Source organism: Pseudoalteromonas sp. 20-92 (assembly GCF_030847595.1).
Lineage (GTDB): Bacteria > Pseudomonadota > Gammaproteobacteria > Enterobacterales > Alteromonadaceae > Pseudoalteromonas > Pseudoalteromonas fuliginea.
The window spans coordinates 12,352-33,661 of sequence record NZ_JANJGQ010000003.1; the positions used below are offsets into that span (position 1 = coordinate 12,352).

The following is a 21,310-nucleotide window of genomic DNA, read 5'->3' on the forward strand; positions in this document are numbered from 1 at the left end:
ACTACCTAATTAGTTAAATTCCAGTTCTACATCTTGCGCCGCCATTAGCGATAACTTATGAATTAAGTCATCACTTGGCGTAACACACCATTCGATCCCAAGAGTTAATTGTGCCAACGCATCTGGACGTTGGTAATAAACCTTGATCGGACACGTTCCCATTTTGTAGGGTTCGAGTACTTTTTGTAATTTATCGAAGAAACCAGCCTCGATTTGCACCATGTTCAGCGTCATTTTAATCGCTTTAATACGCTTTTCACGCGCCTGAGCAATGGTGTTTATTTCTCTGGCGGTCATTGTAATACCACCAGAGAAGTTATCAAAGCTGACCTGTCCAGATATTACCAAGATATTATTAACTTGGAGCATATCTTGATACTTTTCAAACTCGTCTGAATACAAGCGTACATCAATGCGTGCACTCTTGTCATCTAAAGTTACTAAGGCCCAACGATTTCCTTTTTTATTAATTAACACCCTAGAAGCAATCACTAAACCAGCCGCTGTGGCAAACACATCGCGATTAGTAGGCTGTAAATCAACTATTTTCCCACTGGTGTAATGCTTAAGTTCACGGCGGTATTGATTTATCGGATGCCCTGTTAAATAAAGGCCTAGGGTCTCTTTTTCACCATCCAACCATTCGTTATCAGTGAGGCCTATGGCTTTAATAAAAGCTTGTTCAACTTCATCAGGCTCAGTGGCTAATAAACCAAACAAGTCACTTTGCCCTAATAGCTCAGCTTTGTTGTGTTGGTCGGCCGCACGCATTGCACTTTTTAAACTAGCCAATAACGTAGCACGTCCAGGTTGTGTTTTTTCAGGCCCAAGATTATCAAGTGCGCCTGAGTAAATTAATTTTTCGGTCACACGCTTATTTAAGCGTTTTAAGTCAACGCGGGCACAAAAATCAAATAAATCTTTAAATGGGCCGCCTTTTGCACGCGCTTCTAGGATTGCATCAACCGGTGCTTCACCCACACCTTTTATCGCGCCAATGCCGTAAACAATTTCACCTTCAAGGTTTACTGTAAACTTAAACTCACCTGCATTTACGTCTGGCGGTAATAAGGTGAGTTTCATGTTTTCACATTCATCCACCAAAATAACTATTTTGTCGGTGTTATCCATATCGGCCGACATTACCGCAGCCATAAACTCTGCCGGATGATGGGTTTTCATCCACAATGTTTGATACGAAACCAGTGCGTAAGCTGCCGAGTGAGATTTATTAAATCCGTAACCTGCGAACTTTTCTACCAAGTCGAAGATTTTTATCGCAAGCTCGCCGTCGATGCCGTTATTTCTTGCGCCATCTTCAAACGTTGAACGCTGCTTTGCCATTTCTTCGGGTTTTTTCTTACCCATTGCACGGCGCAGCATATCGGCGCCACCTAGCGTGTAACCTGCTAGGACTTGCGCAATTTGCATTACTTGTTCTTGATACAAAATAATGCCGTAGGTTGGATCAAGTATTGGTTTTAAGCTTTCGTGCTGATATTGCGCATCTGGGTATGAGATTTCTTCTCGGCCCAGCTTTCGGTCGATAAAGTTATCTACCATGCCTGATTGCAGCGGACCTGGGCGGAACAAGGCCACAAGTGCAATCATATCTTCAAAGCAATCGGGCTTAAGTCGGCGTACTAAGTCTTTCATACCGCGCGATTCTAGCTGGAATACAGCAGTCGTTTCGGCGCGAAGTAGTAGCTCAATACTTTTTTTATCATCCAGTGGAATAGTGTTTATATCGACAGGGTCTTTACCTTGGCGCTCCATGCGCACGTTGGTCATATCGACCGCCCACTGCAAAATAGTCAGTGTACGTAAACCCAAGAAATCGAACTTAACTAAGCCTGCAGTTTCTACATCATTTTTATCAAACTGTGTGACCGGAAACTTACCTTCGTCATCGCAATAAAGTGCGGTGAAATCGGTAATAGTGGTTGGCGATATTACTACGCCACCCGCATGCTTACCGGCGTTACGTGTACACCCTTCTAGGATGCGACACATGTCGATTAAATCTTTTACTTCGTTATCGCCATCGTAGGCTTCTTGCAAGCGCGGTTCTATATCAAACGCTTTAGCAAGTGTCATCCCAGGATCGCCTGGAATCATTTTTGAGATACGATCAACGAATCCATAAGGATGCCCAAGCACTCGCCCTACATCGCGTATTACCGCCTTTGCAGCCATAGTACCAAAGGTAATAATTTGCGATACCGCATCTCGACCATACAAAGCCGACACGTGATCAATTACTTCGTCTCGTCTATCCATACAAAAGTCGACGTCGAAATCGGGCATTGATACACGTTCAGGATTCAAAAATCGCTCAAAAAGCAAGTCGAATTCAAGTGGATCCAAATCGGTAATTTTAAGCGCGTACGCAACTAACGAACCCGCACCTGAACCACGACCAGGTCCAACCGGAATATTGTTATCTTTACTCCACTGGATAAACTCCATTACGATTAAGAAGTAACCTGGGAATCCCATTTGGTTAATTACGCCAAGCTCTATATCAAGCCGCTCATCGTATTCAACGCGTTTTACTTTTCGCTCTTCTTCATCGGGGAATAAAAACTGTAGACGTTCTTCAAGGCCGTCTTCTGACACTTTAACTAAAAACTCATCAATCTTAAGTGAGCCAGTTGGGTAATCAGGTAAAAAGTATGTCCCTAATTGCACAGTTACATTACAACGTTTAGCGATTTCTACGGTGTTTTGTAGCGCTTCTGGAATGTCGCTAAACAGCTCAGCCATTTGCTCTGGTGTTTTTAGGTATTGTTCTTCAGAGAACCGTTTAGGCCTGCGTTTATCATCAAGTGTGTAACCGTCAAAAATAGCAACACGAATTTCGTGCGCTTCAAAGTTTTCAGGTTTTAAAAATACCACTTCGTTGGTGGCTACAACAGGTAACTGCTCTTTAGCTGCAAGCTCTACCGCCATGTGTAAGTAATCTTCTTCAAGCGGGCGATTGGTGCGAACAAGCTCAAGGTAGTAGTTATCGCTAAAATGCTGCTTATAAAAACTAACAACCGATTCAATTACACTCGGATTATTTTTTAATAACGCCTTACCTAAATCACCGTCTTTAGCGCCTGAGAGAATAATTAAGCCTGCTTTTAGCTCAACTAACCACTCACGGTCAATCACAGGGCGATGAAATACATGCCCACGTTGATACGCTTTAGATATTAATAAGGTAATGTTTTTATAGCCGTCGTTGTCTTTGGCTAATATGGTTAAACGGCTTGGCTCGTCAGGAAATTCTGGGCTACGAACCCAGAAATCAGCACCCACTATAGGTTTAATACCGGCATTATGTGTTGCGCCATAAAAGCGCACTAAACCACAAAAGTTCATTTGGTCGGTAATCGCAATCGCGGGCATTTGCAGCTCTTGCGCTTTTGCGACTATTGGCTTTGTTTTAGCAAGGCCGTCAACCATCGAAAAATCTGAATGAACTCTTAAATGAACAAAATCAGGAGCAGCCATGCTTAGCCCTCACCATTGGCTTGCGTCAATACACGCTGCACAGGTTTAAAGCTTTTACGATGCTCGTCAATCGCGCCGTACTGCTCAAGCGCTGCAAAATGCGCTTTAGTTGGATACCCCTTATGCCCTGCAAAACCATATTCAGGGTGGCGTTTATCAAGCTCAAGCATTTCGTCATCGCGCGCTACTTTAGCTAAAATAGACGCGGCTGAAATTTCTGCCACTAGGCTATCGCCTTTAACAACAGCTTGCGCTGGCATAGTGAGTTTTGGCAAGCGATTACCATCTATAAATACAAATTCAGGTTGCGTACTTAATGCCTCCACTGCGCGAGTCATGGCAAGCATAGTCGCGTGTAAAATATTTAATTCATCAATTTCTGTTGGACTGCAGCGACCATACGCGTAACACAATGCTTTTTCTTTAATTTCAATTGCCAGTGCTTGGCGTTTTTTATCCGTTAATTTTTTAGAATCAGCTAAGCCAGCAATAGGTTTAGTGGGATCTAAAATAACGGCGGCAGTAACTACATCACCAACAAGCGGGCCGCGCCCAACTTCATCTACACCGGCAATTAGGGTTACATTTGGTCTATCAATTTGCATTTATTAACTCCGCCACAGCGTTGGCTGCTTGTTCACTGGCATTTAATCTAATTTTTTCGTGAATGGCTAAAAAGCGTGCTTTTAGCGCTTTGTTATCAGTATTGAGCATAGGGGTAAGTGCGTTTGTTAAGTTAGTCACATTACACTCGGTTTGTAAAAACTCAGGCACTAGCTCTTCGTCGGCTAATAAATTAGGCAGCGAAAAGTACTTAATATTAAACGTAAATAAAGTTTTAAAAATCCAATAGCTCAAAGGCTTTATTTTATAGCCCACAACCATTGGCTTTTTATAAAGCATGCCTTCAAGTGTTGCAGTGCCCGACGCTAATAAAATAGCATCGGCAGCTTGCATCGCTAATTTTGATTGCCCATCAAGCAGATTAACATTAAGGTCAGGCGCGGTGGCGTTTAATATTTCAGTAAACTGCGCTTTGCGCTTTTCGTTTACCAGTGGCACCACAATTTTAAGATTTGGGTTTTGCGCTTGCAGCTTTTCAGCTGTTTTGATGTAAGTTTCACTTAGTAAACCAACCTCAGAGCCTCGACTACCAGGTAGCAATGCCAGTACTTTGTCATCAAGGCTTAAGCCGAGTTCTTCACGCGCTTTGCTGTCGTCGTGTTCAAGTGCTATGTCATCAGCCAAGGTATGACCCACAAAAGTACACGGTACTTGATGCTTATCATAAAATTCTTTCTCAAAAGGCAACAATGCAAGAACTAAGTTAGTCGCTGCACTTATTGTATGAATTCGCTTTTCGCGCCACGCCCAAACAGATGGACTTACGTATTGCACCGTTTTAATACCCGCATCTTTGAGCGGCTTTTCTACTCGTAAGTTAAAGTCGGGTGCATCAATACCTATAAATACATCAGGTGGGTTATCTACAAAATGCTGCACGAGTTGTTTACGTATTTTGAGCAAACGCGGTAAACGCCCTAACACTTCAACAAGCCCCATTACCGAAAGCTCATCCATGTCGTAAAGTGTTTTACAACCCTGCGCTTGCATTTTAGGCCCCGCTATCCCTTCAAAAATAGCGTCCGGAAAGTGTTTTTGAAGGGCTTTAATTAAGCCTTCACCTAAAATATCGCCCGACAGTTCACCTGCCACAATACCAATTCGTAGTTGTTTTTTATCTTTATTCATTTGATTTTATTTCACAAGTAAACCAGGCGTTCATGCTTGTTAGTTTACCGTGTTTTACTGTTTGATTAAACGCTTTAAATAACTGGTTTTTTATCACCTAAGTTAAGCCTTTATGTTGTTTGTTTTTAATACTGATGTAGCATAGGAAATATATTAAGTTTTACTAATATACATATTGACAAAAATTGCACAAACGTAAATAATATTACAAACTTTCAGTAACTACTGAAAGTTCATTAAATATTAACTTTGCCAATTAAACATTGCCCTGTTAATCCGTCACTCTCAAGGAGCCAATAATGATAGATGAAACCTTTGTGGATCTATCGCGATTACAGTTTGCTGTTACCGCTCTCTTTCATTTCTTATTCGTACCGTTAACGATAGGTATGACCTGGATTTTAGTTATTATGGAATCGGTTTATGTTATGACCGGTCGCGAAATTTATCGCGATATGACTAAGTTTTGGGGAAAATTGTTTGGTATTAACTTTGCAATTGGTGTGGCGACAGGCCTAACCATGGAATTTGAGTTTGGTACTAACTGGTCTTATTACTCCCATTACGTAGGTGATGTTTTTGGGGCCCCCCTGGCTATTGAAGGTTTAATGGCATTCTTTTTAGAATCGACCTTTGTAGGTATGTTCTTTTTAGGCTGGGACAGACTCTCTAAACGCCAACATTTAGGTGCAACCTTTTTAATGGCCATTGGTACTAACATGTCGGCGCTGTGGATTTTAATTGCCAACGGTTGGATGCAAAACCCAGTAGGCGCTGAATTTAACTATCAAACCATGCGCATGGAAATGACCAGCTTTGCAGAGCTTGTGTTTAACCCTGTAGCCCAAGTTAAGTTTATTCATACTGTATCGGCAGGTTATGTAGCTGCATCTATGTTCGTTCTAGGCATAAGCAGTTGGTACATATTAAAAGGCCGTGATTTAGCATTCGCTAAACGTTCTTTTTCAGTCGCATCAGGCTTTGGGTTAGCGTCAATTTTATGTGTAATTTTACTCGGTGACGAATCAGGCTACGAAGTAGGCGAAGTCCAAAAAGTGAAACTTGCCACAATTGAAGCCGAATGGCACACAGAAGAAGCTCCAGCTGCGTTTACCGCATTTGGTTTTCCTGATTCAGAAGAGCAAGTAACACATGCGGCGGTTAAAATACCTTACGCACTTGGGTTAATTGCTACGCGCTCACTAGATGAGCAAGTAACGGGTATTAACGACCTAGAAAAACAACATGAAGTACGTATTCGCAACGGTATGGTTGCTTATGAATACCTTACAAAACTCAGAAACGGTGAAGATACGCCAGATAATATTGCCAAATTTAATACTCTAAAAGATGATTTAGGTTATGGCTTGCTACTTAAGCGCTACACACCTGATGTTGTAGATGCTACTGAAGAGCACATTCAAAAAGCAGTTAAAGACTCTTTTCCTAAAGTAGGGCCTATGTTTTGGTCATTTAGGATTATGGTTGCCTGTGGTGTAGCCATGCTTGGTGTATTTATATTGGCTTTTTACTACAACGCACACCGTGTGATTGAGCAAAAACGCTGGTTGTTATGGGCTGCCGTATTGAGCATTCCACTACCTTGGATAGCGATTGAATTTGGCTGGATAGTTGCTGAGTATGGCCGTCAACCTTGGGCTATATCTGAAATACTGCCGACCTTTTTAGCCACGTCGTCACTAACAGTAAACGATATTTTAATTAGCTTAACTGGGTTTGTTATTTTCTATGCTGGTTTAGCCATTGTGGAAGGCTGGTTGATGATCCGCTTTGTTAAGCAAGGACCAAGCTCGCTACATACTGGTAAGTATCATTTTGAATTACCAAACAAAACTGATCAAACTGAAGGAGAGCAATCATGATTTTTGATTATGAAACATTAAAAATGCTTTGGTGGTTGATCATTGGTGTACTGCTTATTGGTTTTGCTATTACCGATGGCATGGATATGGGCGTTGCTATGTTACTTCGCCTCGTTGGTAAAACAGATTCAGAGCGCCGCACAGTAATAAATACTATTGGCCCGCATTGGGATGGTAACCAAGTATGGTTTATAACTGCAGGCGGCGCGTTATTTGCAGCGTGGCCTATGGTTTATGCTGCCGCATTTTCGGGCTTTTACTTTGCCATGATGCTAGTACTCTTTGCGTTGTTTTTTAGACCACTTGGGTTTGATTACCGCAGTAAAGTAGATTCAAAACGCTGGCGCAATAACTGGGATTGGGGTTTGCTTGCAGGCAGCGCGATTCCAGCATTAGTTTTTGGTGTTGCGTTTGGTAATTTATTTTTAGGCGTACCGTTTAATATTGATAACCTTATGCGTGTTAGCTACCAAGGTTCATTTTTTGGCTTGCTTAACCCATTTGGATTACTTGCAGGTTTAGTGAGTATTACCATGTTAGTTGCGCATGCGGGTATGTGGTTACAACTTCGTACGGCAGATGCAGTAGCAGAACGTTCGGGTCAATATGGTCGCTATTCTCTGATTGTGTTTATCGTGTTATTTGCTGCAGCTGGCTTTTGGGTTGCTAATTTAACGGGATACCAAATTGTATCTATGGCTGATACACAAAGTCATGCAGATCCTTTAGCTAAGGTTGTTACGACTGCTCAAGGCGCATGGTTAAGTAATTACAGTACCCGTCCGTGGACAATGACCTTCCCTATTTTAGCCTTTGCAATGGCATTAAGTGCACTTGTGTTTTCTAAATTAAATAAACCAGCACTTGGGCTTATTTCAACAAGCTTAATGTTAATTGGCGTAATTATGACGGCCGGTGTTTCACTGTTTCCATTTATTATGCCATCTAGCAACAACCCTAATATTAGCTTAACAATTTGGGATGCGGTATCGAGCCATAAAACGCTCAATATAATGTTTATTGCAGTGTGTATTTTTGTACCACTAATTTTGTCCTACACCACTTGGTGTTACGTAAAAATGTGGCGCAGAGTAACGGTAGAAGAAATTGAAAATAACACTCACGGTAGCTATTAAGGAGACTAAACTATGTGGTATTTCGCTTGGATTTTAGGTGTGCTTTTGGCCTGTACCTTAGGTGTAATAAATGTAATGTGGTATGAGTTTCATCAAAATAAAAACAGTATTGCTGATGATGAGCAAGTTATGCATAATTTATTAAATGAAAATAACTCGACCAAAGATGACGACTAACCCCCGACCAGATCGCGCGCAGCAGCAATCACTGCGCGCTTTTTTAAAGCGTCAAAGTAAACCCGCTGCAGTGTGGTTAAAGTTAAGCATTGCACTGGGTACTTTTAACGCATTACTGATGATTGCTGGTGCTTATTTACTGGCTCAAGCTATTCATAATGTAATGTTTGAAGGTAATAACTTAGCCCAAGTTACTTATTTACTATGGCCCTTAGCAGGCATTATTTTATTACGCGCAGTGCTTTTGGCGCTAAGTGAACGTTTGAGTGCATTTGCTGCACTTAAAATAAAATCGGCTATGCGCCAAACACTTTTAAATAAGCTCAGTTTACTTGGGCCAAGCTATATAGAACAACACGGCCAAGGCGCTACATTAAATACCCTGCATAATGGCGTAGAAGCACTCCACGACTATTATGCTAAATACTTACCCGGTGTTGCTTACAGCGCGCTTATTCCGCTGGCAATATTGGTTGTTATTTTTCCGACAGATTATAAAGCTGGGCTGATATTTTTATTAACCGCCCCGCTCATTCCCTTTTTCATGATTTTGGTAGGCTCAAAAGCCGAGGCTTTAAACCAAAAACGCTGGAAGCAACTTGCTGTACTAGGCAATTACTTTTTTGACCGCGTACAAGGTTTAACTCAACTCAAGCTATTTAATGCAACACGTACCGAGCTTAAACAAATAGCTAAAATTTCAGACGACTTTAGACACGCGACACTCGATGTTTTAAAAATCGCGTTTTTATCATCATTTGCACTTGAGTTTTTAGCTACCATTAGCGTGGCACTCGTTGCAGTAATTATTGGTTTTAGACTGTTTTTTGGCACTCTTGATTTTGCTACTGGCTTTGTGGTGCTACTTTTAGCGCCTGAATTTTATTTACCACTGCGCCAGCTGGGTAGCCATTACCATGCACGTTTACAAGGCATTAGTGCGGCGGCCGATATGGTTGCGATTTTAAATGCCCCACTGCCAAGTGACGTAAATGCGTCAGTAACTACCAGCCCACCTGAAAACAATTTAACTTTAAATACAATTAATTCAATAAGTATTACCGACCTTAATTTTATATACCCAGATAGTAACGAAGGCATTAAAAATATAAATTTAACACTGCCAAATAAAGGCTTAATTGCAGTTGTGGGCAGTAGTGGCTCAGGTAAAAGTACATTGTTTGATTGTCTATTAGGGTTTCACCCTGAGGTAATTAAGCAGCTATCTATTAATGAGCAGAGTTTAAGTGCAACCGATATTACTTACTTGCAAAATAATATTGCATGGATACCACAAAAAGCGACGCTGTTTTACGACACCATTGCTGCCAACATAAAATTGGCCAAACCCACTGCCACACAGCAAGAGCTTGAACATGCAGCAGAGCAAGCTGGTGTGCTTGAATTTATAAATACCCTACCCGATGGTTTTAACACACTGATAGGTGAGCAAGGCGAAGGACTTTCTGGCGGTCAAAAACAACGTATTGCACTGGCTCGCGCATTTATAAAACAAGCACCAGTCTTAGTGCTTGATGAACCCACAGCGCACCTTGATAGCCAAACAGAGCTGCTTATTCAAGATGCTATTAATGAATATGCTAAAAACAACTTAGTGTTAGTTATTGCCCATAGATTAAATACCGTTAAACATGCCAGCAATATCATTGTGATGCACGATGGAAAAATAGCTGAGCAAGGTCACTTTGAAACACTTGCAGCGCAAAATGGTGCATTTGCTAACTTACTAAAAACGGCTGAACAAGGAGTGGCGCATGCGTAATTTTATCCGCTTATTAAAGCTTTGTGCTCCTCATTACAAAGCTATGCTATTGGGTACATTTTTAGCAACGATTACGGTATTAGCTAATGTGGGCCTGTTGGCTATATCTGGCTGGTTTTTAGCATCAATGGCCGCTGCTGGTATTGCGGGTGTACAAATGAATTATTTTACTCCTGCCGGCACGATTCGTTTTTTAGCTATTGTGCGAACTGCATCGCGCTATGGCGAACGCCTAGTTACTCATAACGCCACGTTTTTATTACTAAGTGAAATACGTACCAATGTATTTGCAACGTTAAGTAAGCTTAACAATGTTGATTTAGCAATGAGCCGCAGCGCTGATTTAGTTAACCGATTACAAAACGATGTAGACGCACTCGACAAATTTTATTTAAACGTTTTACTGCCTATGTTGGTTGCCCTTTTAAGTGTGCCAATCATCATGCTGTTTATGTCGGCCTATAATGGTAACGTCGCCCTTATTTGCTTTACTGGCATTGTACTTATTGGTGTGGTTATACCTGCCCTACTCAGCGCAAAGCTCACTAAAAACAGCCATAAAGAAACACAACTTAGTGCACAACTTCGCTCCGAGCTTTCAGATACACTCACAGGCTTTAGAGAGCTTAGTATTTATCAAGCCCGTTCGCAGCAGCTTAATAAGTGCGACGAATTAAGCGAGCAGTACAATCAGCAATTATTTATTCGCCACAAAGCACTGGCAAACTCAGATGGGTTGAGCTTGTTGGTTGTTCAATTAGCCATGCTTGCTAGCATAGTAACCATAGTGCCACTGGTTTACGCCAATACGATGGTAAATGTAGAGCTTGCTATGTTGAGTTTATTTGTACTGGCAAGCTTTGAAAGCGTATTGCTACTACCTAACGCATTTATAGAGCTTCCAAGTGTTTTAAAAGCAGCAGAGCGATTGTTTACACTTGAAGATAAAGCCGCTAGCTCACAAGTTAAAGATACACATGTAGACGTTAATAAAAGCTTTAGCTCGCAAAACCACACGTTAACACTTAACAATATTAGCTACCAATATGGTGAACAAACAGCACTTACTAATATCAGTTTTGAACTAAAGCCCCAGCAAAAGGTAGCGATTGTAGGTAGAAGCGGCAGTGGTAAAACGACGCTTGTAAATTTACTTACTGGTTTATGGCCTTTGCAACAAGGCAGCATAGCGCTAAACAATCAAAATAGCGTTGTTGACTTATATTCGTTAAATAATGATATACGCGCAAATGTTATAAATATACTCGCCCAGCAGCACCATATTTTTGATGGCACATTAAGTGAAAACTTACGTTATGCCGCGCCAAATGCAACTAAAGAGCAAATGATTGAAGCGCTCGCATTAGCTCAATTGAGCCCATGGTTTAATGAGCTAAAAGAAGGTTTAAAAACACGATTAGGTACTGGCGGGCGTAACGTATCGCAAGGTCAATCTAGGCGTATAGCCATTGCCCAAGCATTACTTAAAAACCCTGCTATTTTAGTTCTTGATGAACCAACTGAGGGTCTTGATAATCAATCTAAGCAAGGGGTAATGCAAGCAATAATGCATGTTATGAATAACGCCAGCGTGCTGACAATTACGCACGACCCCGCTCTACTTGCTCAAATGGATAATGTTGTATGGTTAGAAGACGGCAAAGTAGTTGCGCAAGGCTCTCATAAAGAGCTCAGTGGCACTTATCCCAACTATGTGGCGCTCACTACTCGGTTTTAGTTAAAGTCACCTGAACTTTGGATAATAAATCCTTTAACCAGGATTCAGGTTAAATAACAATTCCATTTTTAGTTTTTCAGTTGAACAGTACCGCTTAAACCAACCTGCATAAATTTTTGAGCAATTTAACAAATTAAATTGCCCCTGAGCAAAACCGTACGGGCAGCACATGTTTGGCATTTATTCTACGTTATCGCCTATTTATGGGGAACACCGCACTACATAGGCCCTGTCTTGTCTAAACACCAAGCTTACTGCTGCGAGTTCAGCCTCGAAAGATAAACAGGCCCAAAATGAAGTATTTCTTAGTTGATTACAAAAAAAAGGCTGTGATTACAAATATACACACTTTCTTAAATGCATGATATTTATATGTTATTTTATTGTAAATTAATTATTACAAAAAAGATCGCTCCATCTAATCCTTTTTACTTATTGTTATTATTATTATTTAAAGTGAATATGCCACCGGTGGCATTTGTGGTTCAAGAATAAAACTTGTTAATGATCACTGCAGTCTTAAATACAAAAGTTTTACACTGAAAACCATTTTAATTGGAGTTAAAATGAAAAAAACTAATATTTTAAAATACTCTTTACACACAACTGCAATATTAGCCGCAATTTATGGCGGCAGTGCCCTAGCTGCAAATGCATCTGGATATGCTTCAACAAACGGTAATACAACAGGTGGTGCCGGTGGTGATGTTGTATATGCAACAACAGGAACTCAAATACACCAAGCTTTATGTAATCGTGCATCGAGTGATACACCAATTATCATTCAAGTTGAAGGCACAATTAATCATGGTAATACAAGCAAAGTATCTGGTGATAGCTGTAACACTGGTCCTGACTTAATTGAACTAAAAGAAATTAGTAACGTTTCTATTATTGGTGTTGGCAGTGGTGCTTTATTTGACCAACTCGGTATCCATATTCGTTCTTCCTCAAACATTATTATTCAAAATGTTCATGTCCGAAATGTAAAAAAATCAGGCTCACCAACCTCAAACGGAGGTGATGCAATTGGTATGGAATCTAATGTTCGAAATGTATGGGTTGACCATGTAACACTTGAAGCAAGTGGTGGTGAAAGCAGTGGCTATGATGCACTTTTTGATATGAAAAATAATACAAAATACGTAACTTTATCTTATAGTATTTTGCGTAATTCAGGTCGAGGTGGTTTGGTTGGCTCAAGCGACAGCGATGATGCTAATGGCCCAGTAACATTTCATCATAACTACTATCAAAATATAAATTCACGAACACCTTTACTCAGACACGCAACAGCCCATGCTTATAATAACTACTATAGTGGCATACAGTCATCTGGGATGAATCCACGCATAGGTGGTAAGATGCGTGCTGAAAATAACTACTTTCAAGACTCTAAAGACCCACTTGGTACTTTTTACACTAACGATATGGGATATTGGCAAGTAAGCGGTAATATCTGGGACAATATTGATTGGTCTGAAGATGAAAGTAAGCTTCACCCTGCAGGCCCAAATCCTTCATCAACTACTTCTATTAGCATACCTTATAACTATCAACTGGATAATACTCAGTGTGTTCCTGCAATTATTGCAGCAACCGCAGGTGCAAATAAGGGCTTAAAAGAGTCCAATGGTGAATGTGGTACGACTGAGCCCACAGATCCAACTGAGCCTACTGATCCAACAAATCCACCTGAGCCGACTCCTTCAGGGGAAAATCTTGCTTTGGCTGCAGGTGTAGATGGCAGCTCTAAAGCCAGCGGTACAAGTTATGGTAATGTTAAAGATGGAGATACATCCACTTACTGGTCGCCAAATTCATCTACTGGCACAATAAATATTAAAAACTTAAATACGACAATTAATGCAGTAAAGATTATTGAAGCGTCAGGTGCTCAAGGAAATATTACTTCATGGTCGCTGGTTAATTACGATACAGGTACAACGCTCGCTAATGGCGGGGCTGTACCTAATGTAATCACCTTTTCGAGTGTAAATTTGTCAAAAGTCAGTTTTGTTATTAACTCTTCAAACTCAACACCGAGAGTTGCTGAATTTGAGGTTTACAATGGCTATAACGACTCAGGTAGTTCAGTCACTAATACCCTAGTTAATGGCGTATACAGGGTTACACCTAAGCACAGTGCTAAATCACTTGATGTAGCTAATTGTGCAAATAGCAATGGTGCTAACATATCGCAATGGTCATGGTTAAATAACGATTGTCAAAAATTCAATATATCAACGGTCGATGGTATTTGGCATAGAATTTCACCAGTTAATGCTCCATCGAAGGGCCTGGATGTAGCCGCTAATTCAACGGTTAATGGTGCAAACATTGCTCTGTACACATATACCGGTAGTTATAATCAACAATTTAGATTCCAAGCCGCTGGTACAGGAAAATGGCGGATAATAAATCGTAATAGTGAACTTTGTTTTGATGTTGAGGGAAATAAAGCAAATGACGGGGCAAATCTATTGCAATGGGCTTGCAGCGCTGGATCTGAAAATCAAATGTTTGAACTAACGCGACAGTAAACTTTAAATAATAAAAAACCACCTTCGATTTCTCTAAGGTGGTTTTTTTAATTAAGAAGCCGTTATCTTACAATACCGCGCTCAGAACCTTTAACAAAGTCGATCATCAACTGCACTGCAGGATATTTTGCAGCATCTTCACTAAGCGACTCAATAGCTTCTTCAGCACCTAGGCTCTTACGATAAAATGCTTTATATGCACGGCGTACAGCCATAATTTCGTCACTTTCAAAACCACGGCGTTTCATGCCTTCTTTATTGATAGCTGCAGGGCCTGCTGGCATACCAATGGTAGTAACAAATGGTGGTACATCTTTGTTAACACCAGAATACATGCCAATAAATGCATGTGCGCCGATTTTACAAAACTGATGAACTCCCGAATTACCACCTAAGATAACCCAATCGCCTACATGTACATGACCAGCCACACTTGCGTTGTTAGCAAAAATTACGTTATCGCCAATTACCGCGTCATGTGCAACGTGTGTATAAGCCATAAACAAATTATTACTACCAATTTTAGTAACGCCTTGGTCTTGAATCGTACCTCGGTGAATAGTGGCACATTCACGGATAACGTTGTTATCACCCATGATTAATGTGGTTGGCTCGTTGTTGTATTTTTTGTCTTGGCAGGCTTCGCCTACAGACGCAAATTGAAAAATATGATTGCCAGCGCCAATAGTTGATGGCCCTTTAACAACAACGTGAGACTCAATAATACAGTTATCACCGATAACAACATCATTGCCAATATAACTATACGGACCAACTGAGACATTGTTGCCTAGTTTAGCGCCAGGTTCGATTATTGCTGTAGAATGGATCACTATTAAAACTCTCTTCTAGCACACATAATTTCGGCACTACATACTATTTTGCCGTCGACTCTTGCTTCTGCCGAAAATTTCCAAATGTTGCGACGTTCCTTTAAGAACTCAACATGAAGATGCATTGTATCACCAGGAATTACCGGTTGCTTAAAACGCGCATTATCGACTGCTGCAAACAAGTAAAGCTCGTTTTCGCTACGATTTTCAACCGTTTTAAAACCAAGTAAGCCCGTTGCCTGAGCCATTGCTTCTAAAATTAACACACCTGGAAAAATAGGCTGATTTGGAAAGTGCCCAGTAAAAATAGGTTCGTTTATAGAAACATTTTTAATAGCATGTAAAGATTTACCAGGAGTAAAGTCAATAACACGATCTATTAATAGCATCGGATAACGGTGCGGTAATAAAGCTAAAATTTCTTGAATATCAAGGCTATTTAATTCGTTTGCCAAAATAGCATCCTTATTAGTGTTCAACGTTTATGACTTAGCCAATGCTTCAAGCGCTTTAAGACGAGATTTCATATCTGAAAGGTTACGCAAGTGAGCTATTGATTTACGCCATTCTTTGTTTGTTGTATGGGGCATACCAGATGAGTAAATACCTGGTTCGGTGATTGATTTTGTCACCATACTCATGCCGGTAATTATAACACCATCACATACAGACATGTGACCATTAATTGCAACCATGCCACCTATTTGACAGTTTTTGCCAATGGTAACGCTTCCAGCAAGTACAGTGCAGCCCGCAATTGCGGTGCCTGAATTAACTTCAACGTTGTGCGCTATTTGACATTGATTATCGATAATAACATTGCTATGGATGATGGTGTTGTCCAGTGCGCCACGATCAATTGTTGTGCTAGCACCCACTTCAACTTTGTCACCTATGATCACAGAACCTAGCTGGGGTATTTTAACCCACTGCCCGCGTTCGTTCGCATAACCAAACCCATCGCTACCTATAACACTATTTGCTTGAAACAAACAATCTGTACCAATTTCGACATCGTGATAAATAGTCACACTAGACCAAAGCTTAGTGCCAGAACCAATTTTAACACGTTCCCCGATAAAACTGTTCGGACCAATTTGCGCGTTGTCACCTATCACTGCATCAGCTTCAATGACTGCGTTAGCACCAATAGCCGCGCTGTCACTAACAATCGCTGTTGAATGGACAGTGGCACTTGGATGAATACCCGTCGAGGCTGAGCGTGGCGTAGTATCCATAAATTGCGCTAATTTAGCGTAACTTACATACGGATTAGCAACAATAATTTTACTGCCATTAAAGTACTGTGCATCGGCTTGGCTTACTATTACAGCACTAGCTTGAGTAGTCTCAAGTTGCGAGCGATATTTTGAGTTCGCTAAAAATGCAATATGCCCAGAATGGGCATTTGCAAGTGTCGCTATTTTTTTTATTTCTAAAGCGCCATCACCCTGAAGTTCGGCGCCTAGAAGTTCCGCAATTTGCGAAAGCGTATAATTTTGCATGGAGTGATTATTTCTTACTAACAGCGGCTACAACTTTAGATGAAAGATCGGTAACTTCTTTAGGGTTAAAGTAAATTGTCGTGTCTTTTACTTTAACTTCATCAAAGTCGCCATCTTTAGCAATTTCTTCAATTGTTTTAATAATAACACCCTGAACTTTAGCAAGTTCTTGGTTTTGGCGTGCTTTAATTTCTTGCTCTAAAGGACGACCTTGTTCAGCAAGGTTTTTTTGCATACCTTGAATTTTGTCACGTAGTGCATCTTTTTGAACTTGGCTCATCGTTGTGCTTTCACGCTTAAACTTTTCAGCTTCAAAGCGAATATCACCTTGTAACTTTTCAAGTTCTTGACGGCGCTCAGCAAACTCGGTTTGTAAAGACTGTTCGATTTTTGCCATTTGAGGAATTTGTTTATAAATTTCCTGCATATCTACGATACCTACTTTATGTGCAAGTGCACTCGCAGAAGTTCCCATAATAAGTGTTGCTAAAACAGCTACTGCTGTTGATTTAAATAATTTTTTCATAAAAAGCTCCTTTAAAAAGTGTTACTAATATTAAAACTGATGGTTTTCGTATCGTCATCTTCTTCTTTTTGCAATGGATACGCAAAACTTATCAGCATAGGACCCATTGGAGAGATCCACTGTAATGATAAACCGGTTGAAATCCTAAAACGCAGCGGATCTGAATAATCGTCTAATTTGGCACGCTCATCAACACCTAAGTTTTGAAAGCGATCTACATTAAATTCAGTATCCCAAACGTTTGCCGCATCAACAAAGAAACTCGTACGGACAGAACTGGTATTTTCTTCATCTAAGAATGGCGTAGGAACAATTAGTTCCATTCCAGCTACCGCTTTAGCATTACCACCAATTCGACCTTGAGGTATTAATACATCAAACTCAGACGCACCGCCTATAGTGCCTGTTGTAGCACCGTCTGAGCCCGGTGTACCCGGAATAGACTGCGGTATACGCGATACAGCACGTGGTAATATTGTATTACGGTCAAAGCCACGAAGTTCCATTTCAGTTATACGAAAGTATTCTTGAAATGGTAATGTTTGATCATAACCATTTGTTGAACCGTAACCGTTACCATAACCAAGCGCTGCACGCGTTGAAAATACCCAACGGTGGTCATTTGATATAGGCCAATAAAAACGTGAATCGTAATTCAGTTTAAAGTACTGAAGATCAGAATTTGGCGTTGTCGCAGTTAGGTTAAGTGTTTGACGTGAGCCCGCTGTTGGAAATAAACCACGGTTAACAGTAACGCGCGACCAACCTACACTTAGCTCATATTTATTAAAATCGAAACCAGCATCTGGGTTTTCCGGATCTAAGAATGTTTCACGCAATACTCGTGTTTGCTCATACTCAGCAATATCCGATAGCTCTTCTTTAATCCAGCGCACACCAAAGTTAATACGATTAATCGCATCAATTGGGAAACCTATATTTGTACCGATACCGTAACTTTTCGATTTGTAGTCAACAAGGCTAAAGGCACTCGCATCATAGTTACTGTAAAAAATACTACTACCTTGTGATACACCATCAGGCGTAAAGTAAGGGTCAGTGTACGATAAACTTACACGTTCAGAACCCTTAGAGGTATTAATATTGAATCCAATTTGGTTACCAGTACCTAAAAAGTTAGATTCTGTCACACCAATATTAAATTGTAAGCCTTGGTAAGAACCATATGCCAAACCGGCATTAAAGCTACCGGCTGATTGCTCTTTTACTGTAAAATCAACATCTACTTGATCATCCACACCAGGGACTGGCACTACATTAAAATCAACTTTTTCCATGTAGGCCAAACGTTGAATTTGTAGTTTTGAACGCTCTAGGTTTTGATTAGATAACCAAGCGCCTTCAAGTTGTGTCATTTCACGGCGAAGTACTTCATCAGCCGTATTTTGGTTACCACCAACAATAATACGACGCACATAAACACGTTTACCCGGATTAACCGACAACGTTAGCTGCACTTCTTGCTTTTCGTCGTCAATCTCTGGAATAGTACGTACTTCAGCATTTGCGTAGCCAAAACGTGCTAAGTAACTTTTAATAAACTCTTCAGAAGACGTTACTACTGAACCGTTATATAACTCGCCTGCACGAAGTGGAATAACACTTTTAATTAAGTCTTCGCGGCCAAGTAAGTCACCAATAAAATCAAAACCCTTAACTTTGTATTTTACGCCTTCAGTTAAGTTGGCTGTAACATATACTGACTCACGTTCAGGACTTACTGACACTTGTGTTGAATCGATATTAAATCGTAGGTAACCACGGTCTAAATAAAAGCTGCGAATTTTTTCTAAATCGCCTTCAACCGTTTGCTTTTGGTAACGGTCGCTGCCCATAAATTGCCACCACGGTAAATCTTGTTGTGACTCGGCAAGCTTTAATAAGTCTTCATTAGAAAAAAGTTCGTTACCAACCAAGTTTATTTGGCGGATGGAGGCGGCATCACCTTCATCAAACTCTAATTTAAGCTTAACGCGGTTACGTGGTAATTTAGTTACACTAATATCAACTTTAGCGTTGTATTTACCAATACTGTGGAAGAACTCAACTAACCCTTTTTCGATATTATCGATAACAGTTTTATCAAGCGGTTCACCTTGGCGAATATCTTGTTGTTCAAGCGACTCATTAAGTTGCTCGTCTTTTATATCTTTATTGCCTTCAAACTCAATAAAGCTAATCGTAGGACGTTCTGTTACTTTAAAAATAACATTATTGCCATCACGAAGTGCTTTTATGTTGTCAAAGTGACCAGAGCGGTAAAGTGACTTTATTGTTTTTGAAATCGTATAGTCGTCAACATTATCGCCCACATTGATAGGAATATGCGTTAATGCAGCACCCAGTGCTACGCGCTGTAAGCCTTCAACTTTAAGATCTTCAACAATAAAGGAAGTTTGGCCCAGTGCTGCAAAGCTTGCACCCAATAAACTTGAAACTGCCAAATGTTTTTTTATAGCCATTTTATTATCTTTATCCTATACAACTGTATTACCGCTTAGCACCTAAAATTAATGATGCTTTACAATCGTGTTCTAATTAGTAATTGTCACGCTGTAGCTACAAACGTGATACATCATTGAACAAAGCGAAACATGTTAGAAAAATGAGTAGCAAGGCTCCCACTTTAAAACCAAACTCTTGTGTCTTTTCAGAGACTGGCTTTTTACGAAAAAGTTCAATTATGTAATACATTAAGTGTCCACCATCAAGCACTGGCAAGGGTAATAAATTAAATACACCCAAGTTAACGCTAATCAAGGCTAAGAAGCTTAAAAATGCAACTAAGCCGTAGCTTACGCTAGTTCCAGCACCGACTGCAATGCCCACGGGACCACTTAAATTTTTAACAGAAACTTGGCCTGTAATTAAATTACCTATCATGTCAAAGCTAAGAGTAATCAAGCGCCATGTTTCTTTTGTTCCTCGGACAATGCTGTCAAGAGGGCCGTATTGTCTAGTCTCTACATACCCTTCTGGCCATTGTTGAACAACCGGTGCTACGCCCAAAAAGCCCTGTTCAATACCGCTATTATCAAGGCGGCTTTGCGGGGTTACTGTAATGCTTTTTATACTATCTTGTCTTTTTACACTAAATTGTAAAGATTTGTTAGCCGATTGCGTAATAAGATTAACTAATTGCTGCCAACTGCTTATTGTTTCGCCATTTACAGCCAAAATAGTGTCATTAACCTTCAAATCTGCTTGTTTTGCTGCTGAATTTTCAGTCACAGCGGCAATAGTCAGTGTTGCCTGAGGTCTAAATGGAACAATACCTAACGAACTCAGTGGCGGAACATCTTGCTGATCAAGTTTCCAACCATCTAAATTAAGCGTTTTAATACGTGGTTGTAGATTTTTATCACGAACCGTAACCTCAACGCTTTCCTCACCTAAGCTCGACATTAGTGCAAATGTAGCATCTTGCCACGTTGTTATATCGTCATCGCCAATTTTAATAATATGCTGGCTTGGCATTATGCCCGCCTGCTCCGCTCGACTCCCTTCAGTAACGCTGCCAACAACTGGCTTAACCGATTGCACACCCACCATATACATGGCAGCAAGTGCAAAAATAGCAAACAAAAAGTTTGCCATAGGACCCGCTGCAACAATAGCAATACGCGCTTGAACCGATTTAGCATTAAACGATAAGTGACGTTGGTTTTGTGGTACTTCATCAACGCGCTCATCAAGCATTTTTACATAACCGCCTAGTGGTATTGCTGCAATTACGTATTCAGTATTATATTTATCGTGCCATTTTATAAGTGGTTTACCAAAACCAATTGAAAAACGCAGCACTTTAACGCCCATTTTGCGCGCAACCCAAAAATGGCCGTACTCATGTATGGCCACTAAAATACCAAGCGCTAAAATAAATGAGCCTAGGTTCCAAAAAAAATCAAACAT

The 21,310-nt window shown here is 40.4% G+C and carries 15 protein-coding genes; 6 read left to right on the plus strand and 9 right to left on the minus strand.

Annotated elements, in window-relative coordinates; genetic code table 11:
- Nucleotides 1-9: 9 nt before the first annotated feature.
- From dnaE to lpxB, 3 genes are read right to left on the minus strand one after another with little or no spacing between them, the layout of a single operon-like run.
- Nucleotides 10-3,501, minus strand: coding sequence for a DNA polymerase III subunit alpha (gene dnaE, locus NRL14_RS03775; protein ID WP_306724050.1), 3,492 nt, complete (start codon nt 3,499-3,501; stop codon nt 10-12).
- Between the two features lie 2 nt (nt 3,502-3,503).
- Entirely contained in the window at nt 3,504-4,106 is a 603-nt protein-coding gene (rnhB, locus tag NRL14_RS03780; RefSeq protein WP_149613513.1) for a ribonuclease HII, read from the minus strand.
- On the minus strand, nt 4,096-5,253 hold the full coding sequence (lpxB, locus tag NRL14_RS03785; RefSeq protein ID WP_306724051.1) for a lipid-A-disaccharide synthase: 1,158 nt from the start codon (nt 5,251-5,253) through the stop codon (nt 4,096-4,098). The genes rnhB and lpxB overlap by 11 nt, the downstream gene beginning before the upstream one ends.
- Before the next feature lie 299 nt (nt 5,254-5,552).
- Here lpxB and NRL14_RS03790 point away from each other — a divergent pair, with 299 nt between their 5' ends.
- The 6 genes from NRL14_RS03790 to NRL14_RS03815 all read left to right on the plus strand — a co-directional run bounded on the left by NRL14_RS03790 (nt 5,553) and on the right by NRL14_RS03815 (nt 14,513).
- Complete coding sequence (locus tag NRL14_RS03790; RefSeq protein WP_306724052.1) at nt 5,553-7,136, plus strand: cytochrome ubiquinol oxidase subunit I; 1,584 nt, start codon at nt 5,553-5,555, stop codon at nt 7,134-7,136.
- The gene (gene cydB / locus NRL14_RS03795) at nt 7,133-8,272 is read left to right on the plus strand and encodes a cytochrome d ubiquinol oxidase subunit II (RefSeq protein WP_306724053.1); all 1,140 of its coding nucleotides are present in this window, start codon (nt 7,133-7,135) and stop codon (nt 8,270-8,272) included. Before NRL14_RS03790 ends, cydB begins: the two co-directional genes overlap by 4 nt.
- A 12-nt stretch (nt 8,273-8,284) precedes the next feature.
- Entirely contained in the window at nt 8,285-8,449 is a 165-nt protein-coding gene (cydX, locus tag NRL14_RS03800; RefSeq protein WP_306724054.1) for a cytochrome bd-I oxidase subunit CydX, read from the plus strand.
- The gene (gene cydD / locus NRL14_RS03805) at nt 8,439-10,232 is read left to right on the plus strand and encodes a thiol reductant ABC exporter subunit CydD (protein ID WP_306724152.1); all 1,794 of its coding nucleotides are present in this window, start codon (nt 8,439-8,441) and stop codon (nt 10,230-10,232) included. The genes cydX and cydD overlap by 11 nt, the downstream gene beginning before the upstream one ends.
- Nucleotides 10,225-11,970 (plus strand): thiol reductant ABC exporter subunit CydC, encoded by a 1,746-nt coding sequence (cydC, locus tag NRL14_RS03810; RefSeq protein WP_306724055.1) that lies wholly within the window; start codon nt 10,225-10,227, stop codon nt 11,968-11,970. The genes cydD and cydC overlap by 8 nt, the downstream gene beginning before the upstream one ends.
- A gap of 566 nt (nt 11,971-12,536) precedes the next feature.
- Nucleotides 12,537-14,513: an RICIN domain-containing protein gene (locus NRL14_RS03815; RefSeq protein WP_306724056.1), complete on the plus strand. Its 1,977-nt coding sequence runs from the start codon at nt 12,537-12,539 to the stop codon at nt 14,511-14,513.
- Nucleotides 14,514-14,575: 62 nt separating this feature from the next.
- On the opposite strand, the gene lpxA is transcribed toward NRL14_RS03815, so the two are convergent.
- The 6 genes from lpxA to rseP all read right to left on the minus strand — a co-directional run bounded on the left by lpxA (nt 14,576) and on the right by rseP (nt 21,310).
- Complete coding sequence (lpxA, locus tag NRL14_RS03820) at nt 14,576-15,346, minus strand: acyl-ACP--UDP-N-acetylglucosamine O-acyltransferase (protein WP_008133881.1); 771 nt, start codon at nt 15,344-15,346, stop codon at nt 14,576-14,578.
- A gap of 2 nt (nt 15,347-15,348) precedes the next feature.
- Nucleotides 15,349-15,801 (minus strand): 3-hydroxyacyl-ACP dehydratase FabZ, encoded by a 453-nt coding sequence (fabZ, locus tag NRL14_RS03825; protein WP_007376807.1) that lies wholly within the window; start codon nt 15,799-15,801, stop codon nt 15,349-15,351.
- Nucleotides 15,802-15,828: 27 nt separating this feature from the next.
- Nucleotides 15,829-16,851 (minus strand): UDP-3-O-(3-hydroxymyristoyl)glucosamine N-acyltransferase, encoded by a 1,023-nt coding sequence (gene lpxD, locus NRL14_RS03830; RefSeq protein ID WP_096792705.1) that lies wholly within the window; start codon nt 16,849-16,851, stop codon nt 15,829-15,831.
- Between the two features lie 7 nt (nt 16,852-16,858).
- A complete protein-coding gene (locus NRL14_RS03835; RefSeq protein WP_007376809.1) occupies nt 16,859-17,377 on the minus strand; it encodes an OmpH family outer membrane protein in 519 nt (172 codons plus the stop codon).
- A gap of 11 nt (nt 17,378-17,388) precedes the next feature.
- Complete coding sequence (bamA, locus tag NRL14_RS03840) at nt 17,389-19,860, minus strand: outer membrane protein assembly factor BamA (RefSeq protein ID WP_306724057.1); 2,472 nt, start codon at nt 19,858-19,860, stop codon at nt 17,389-17,391.
- 97 nt (nt 19,861-19,957) lie between these two features.
- Complete coding sequence (gene rseP, locus NRL14_RS03845; RefSeq protein WP_033039699.1) at nt 19,958-21,310, minus strand: sigma E protease regulator RseP; 1,353 nt, start codon at nt 21,308-21,310, stop codon at nt 19,958-19,960.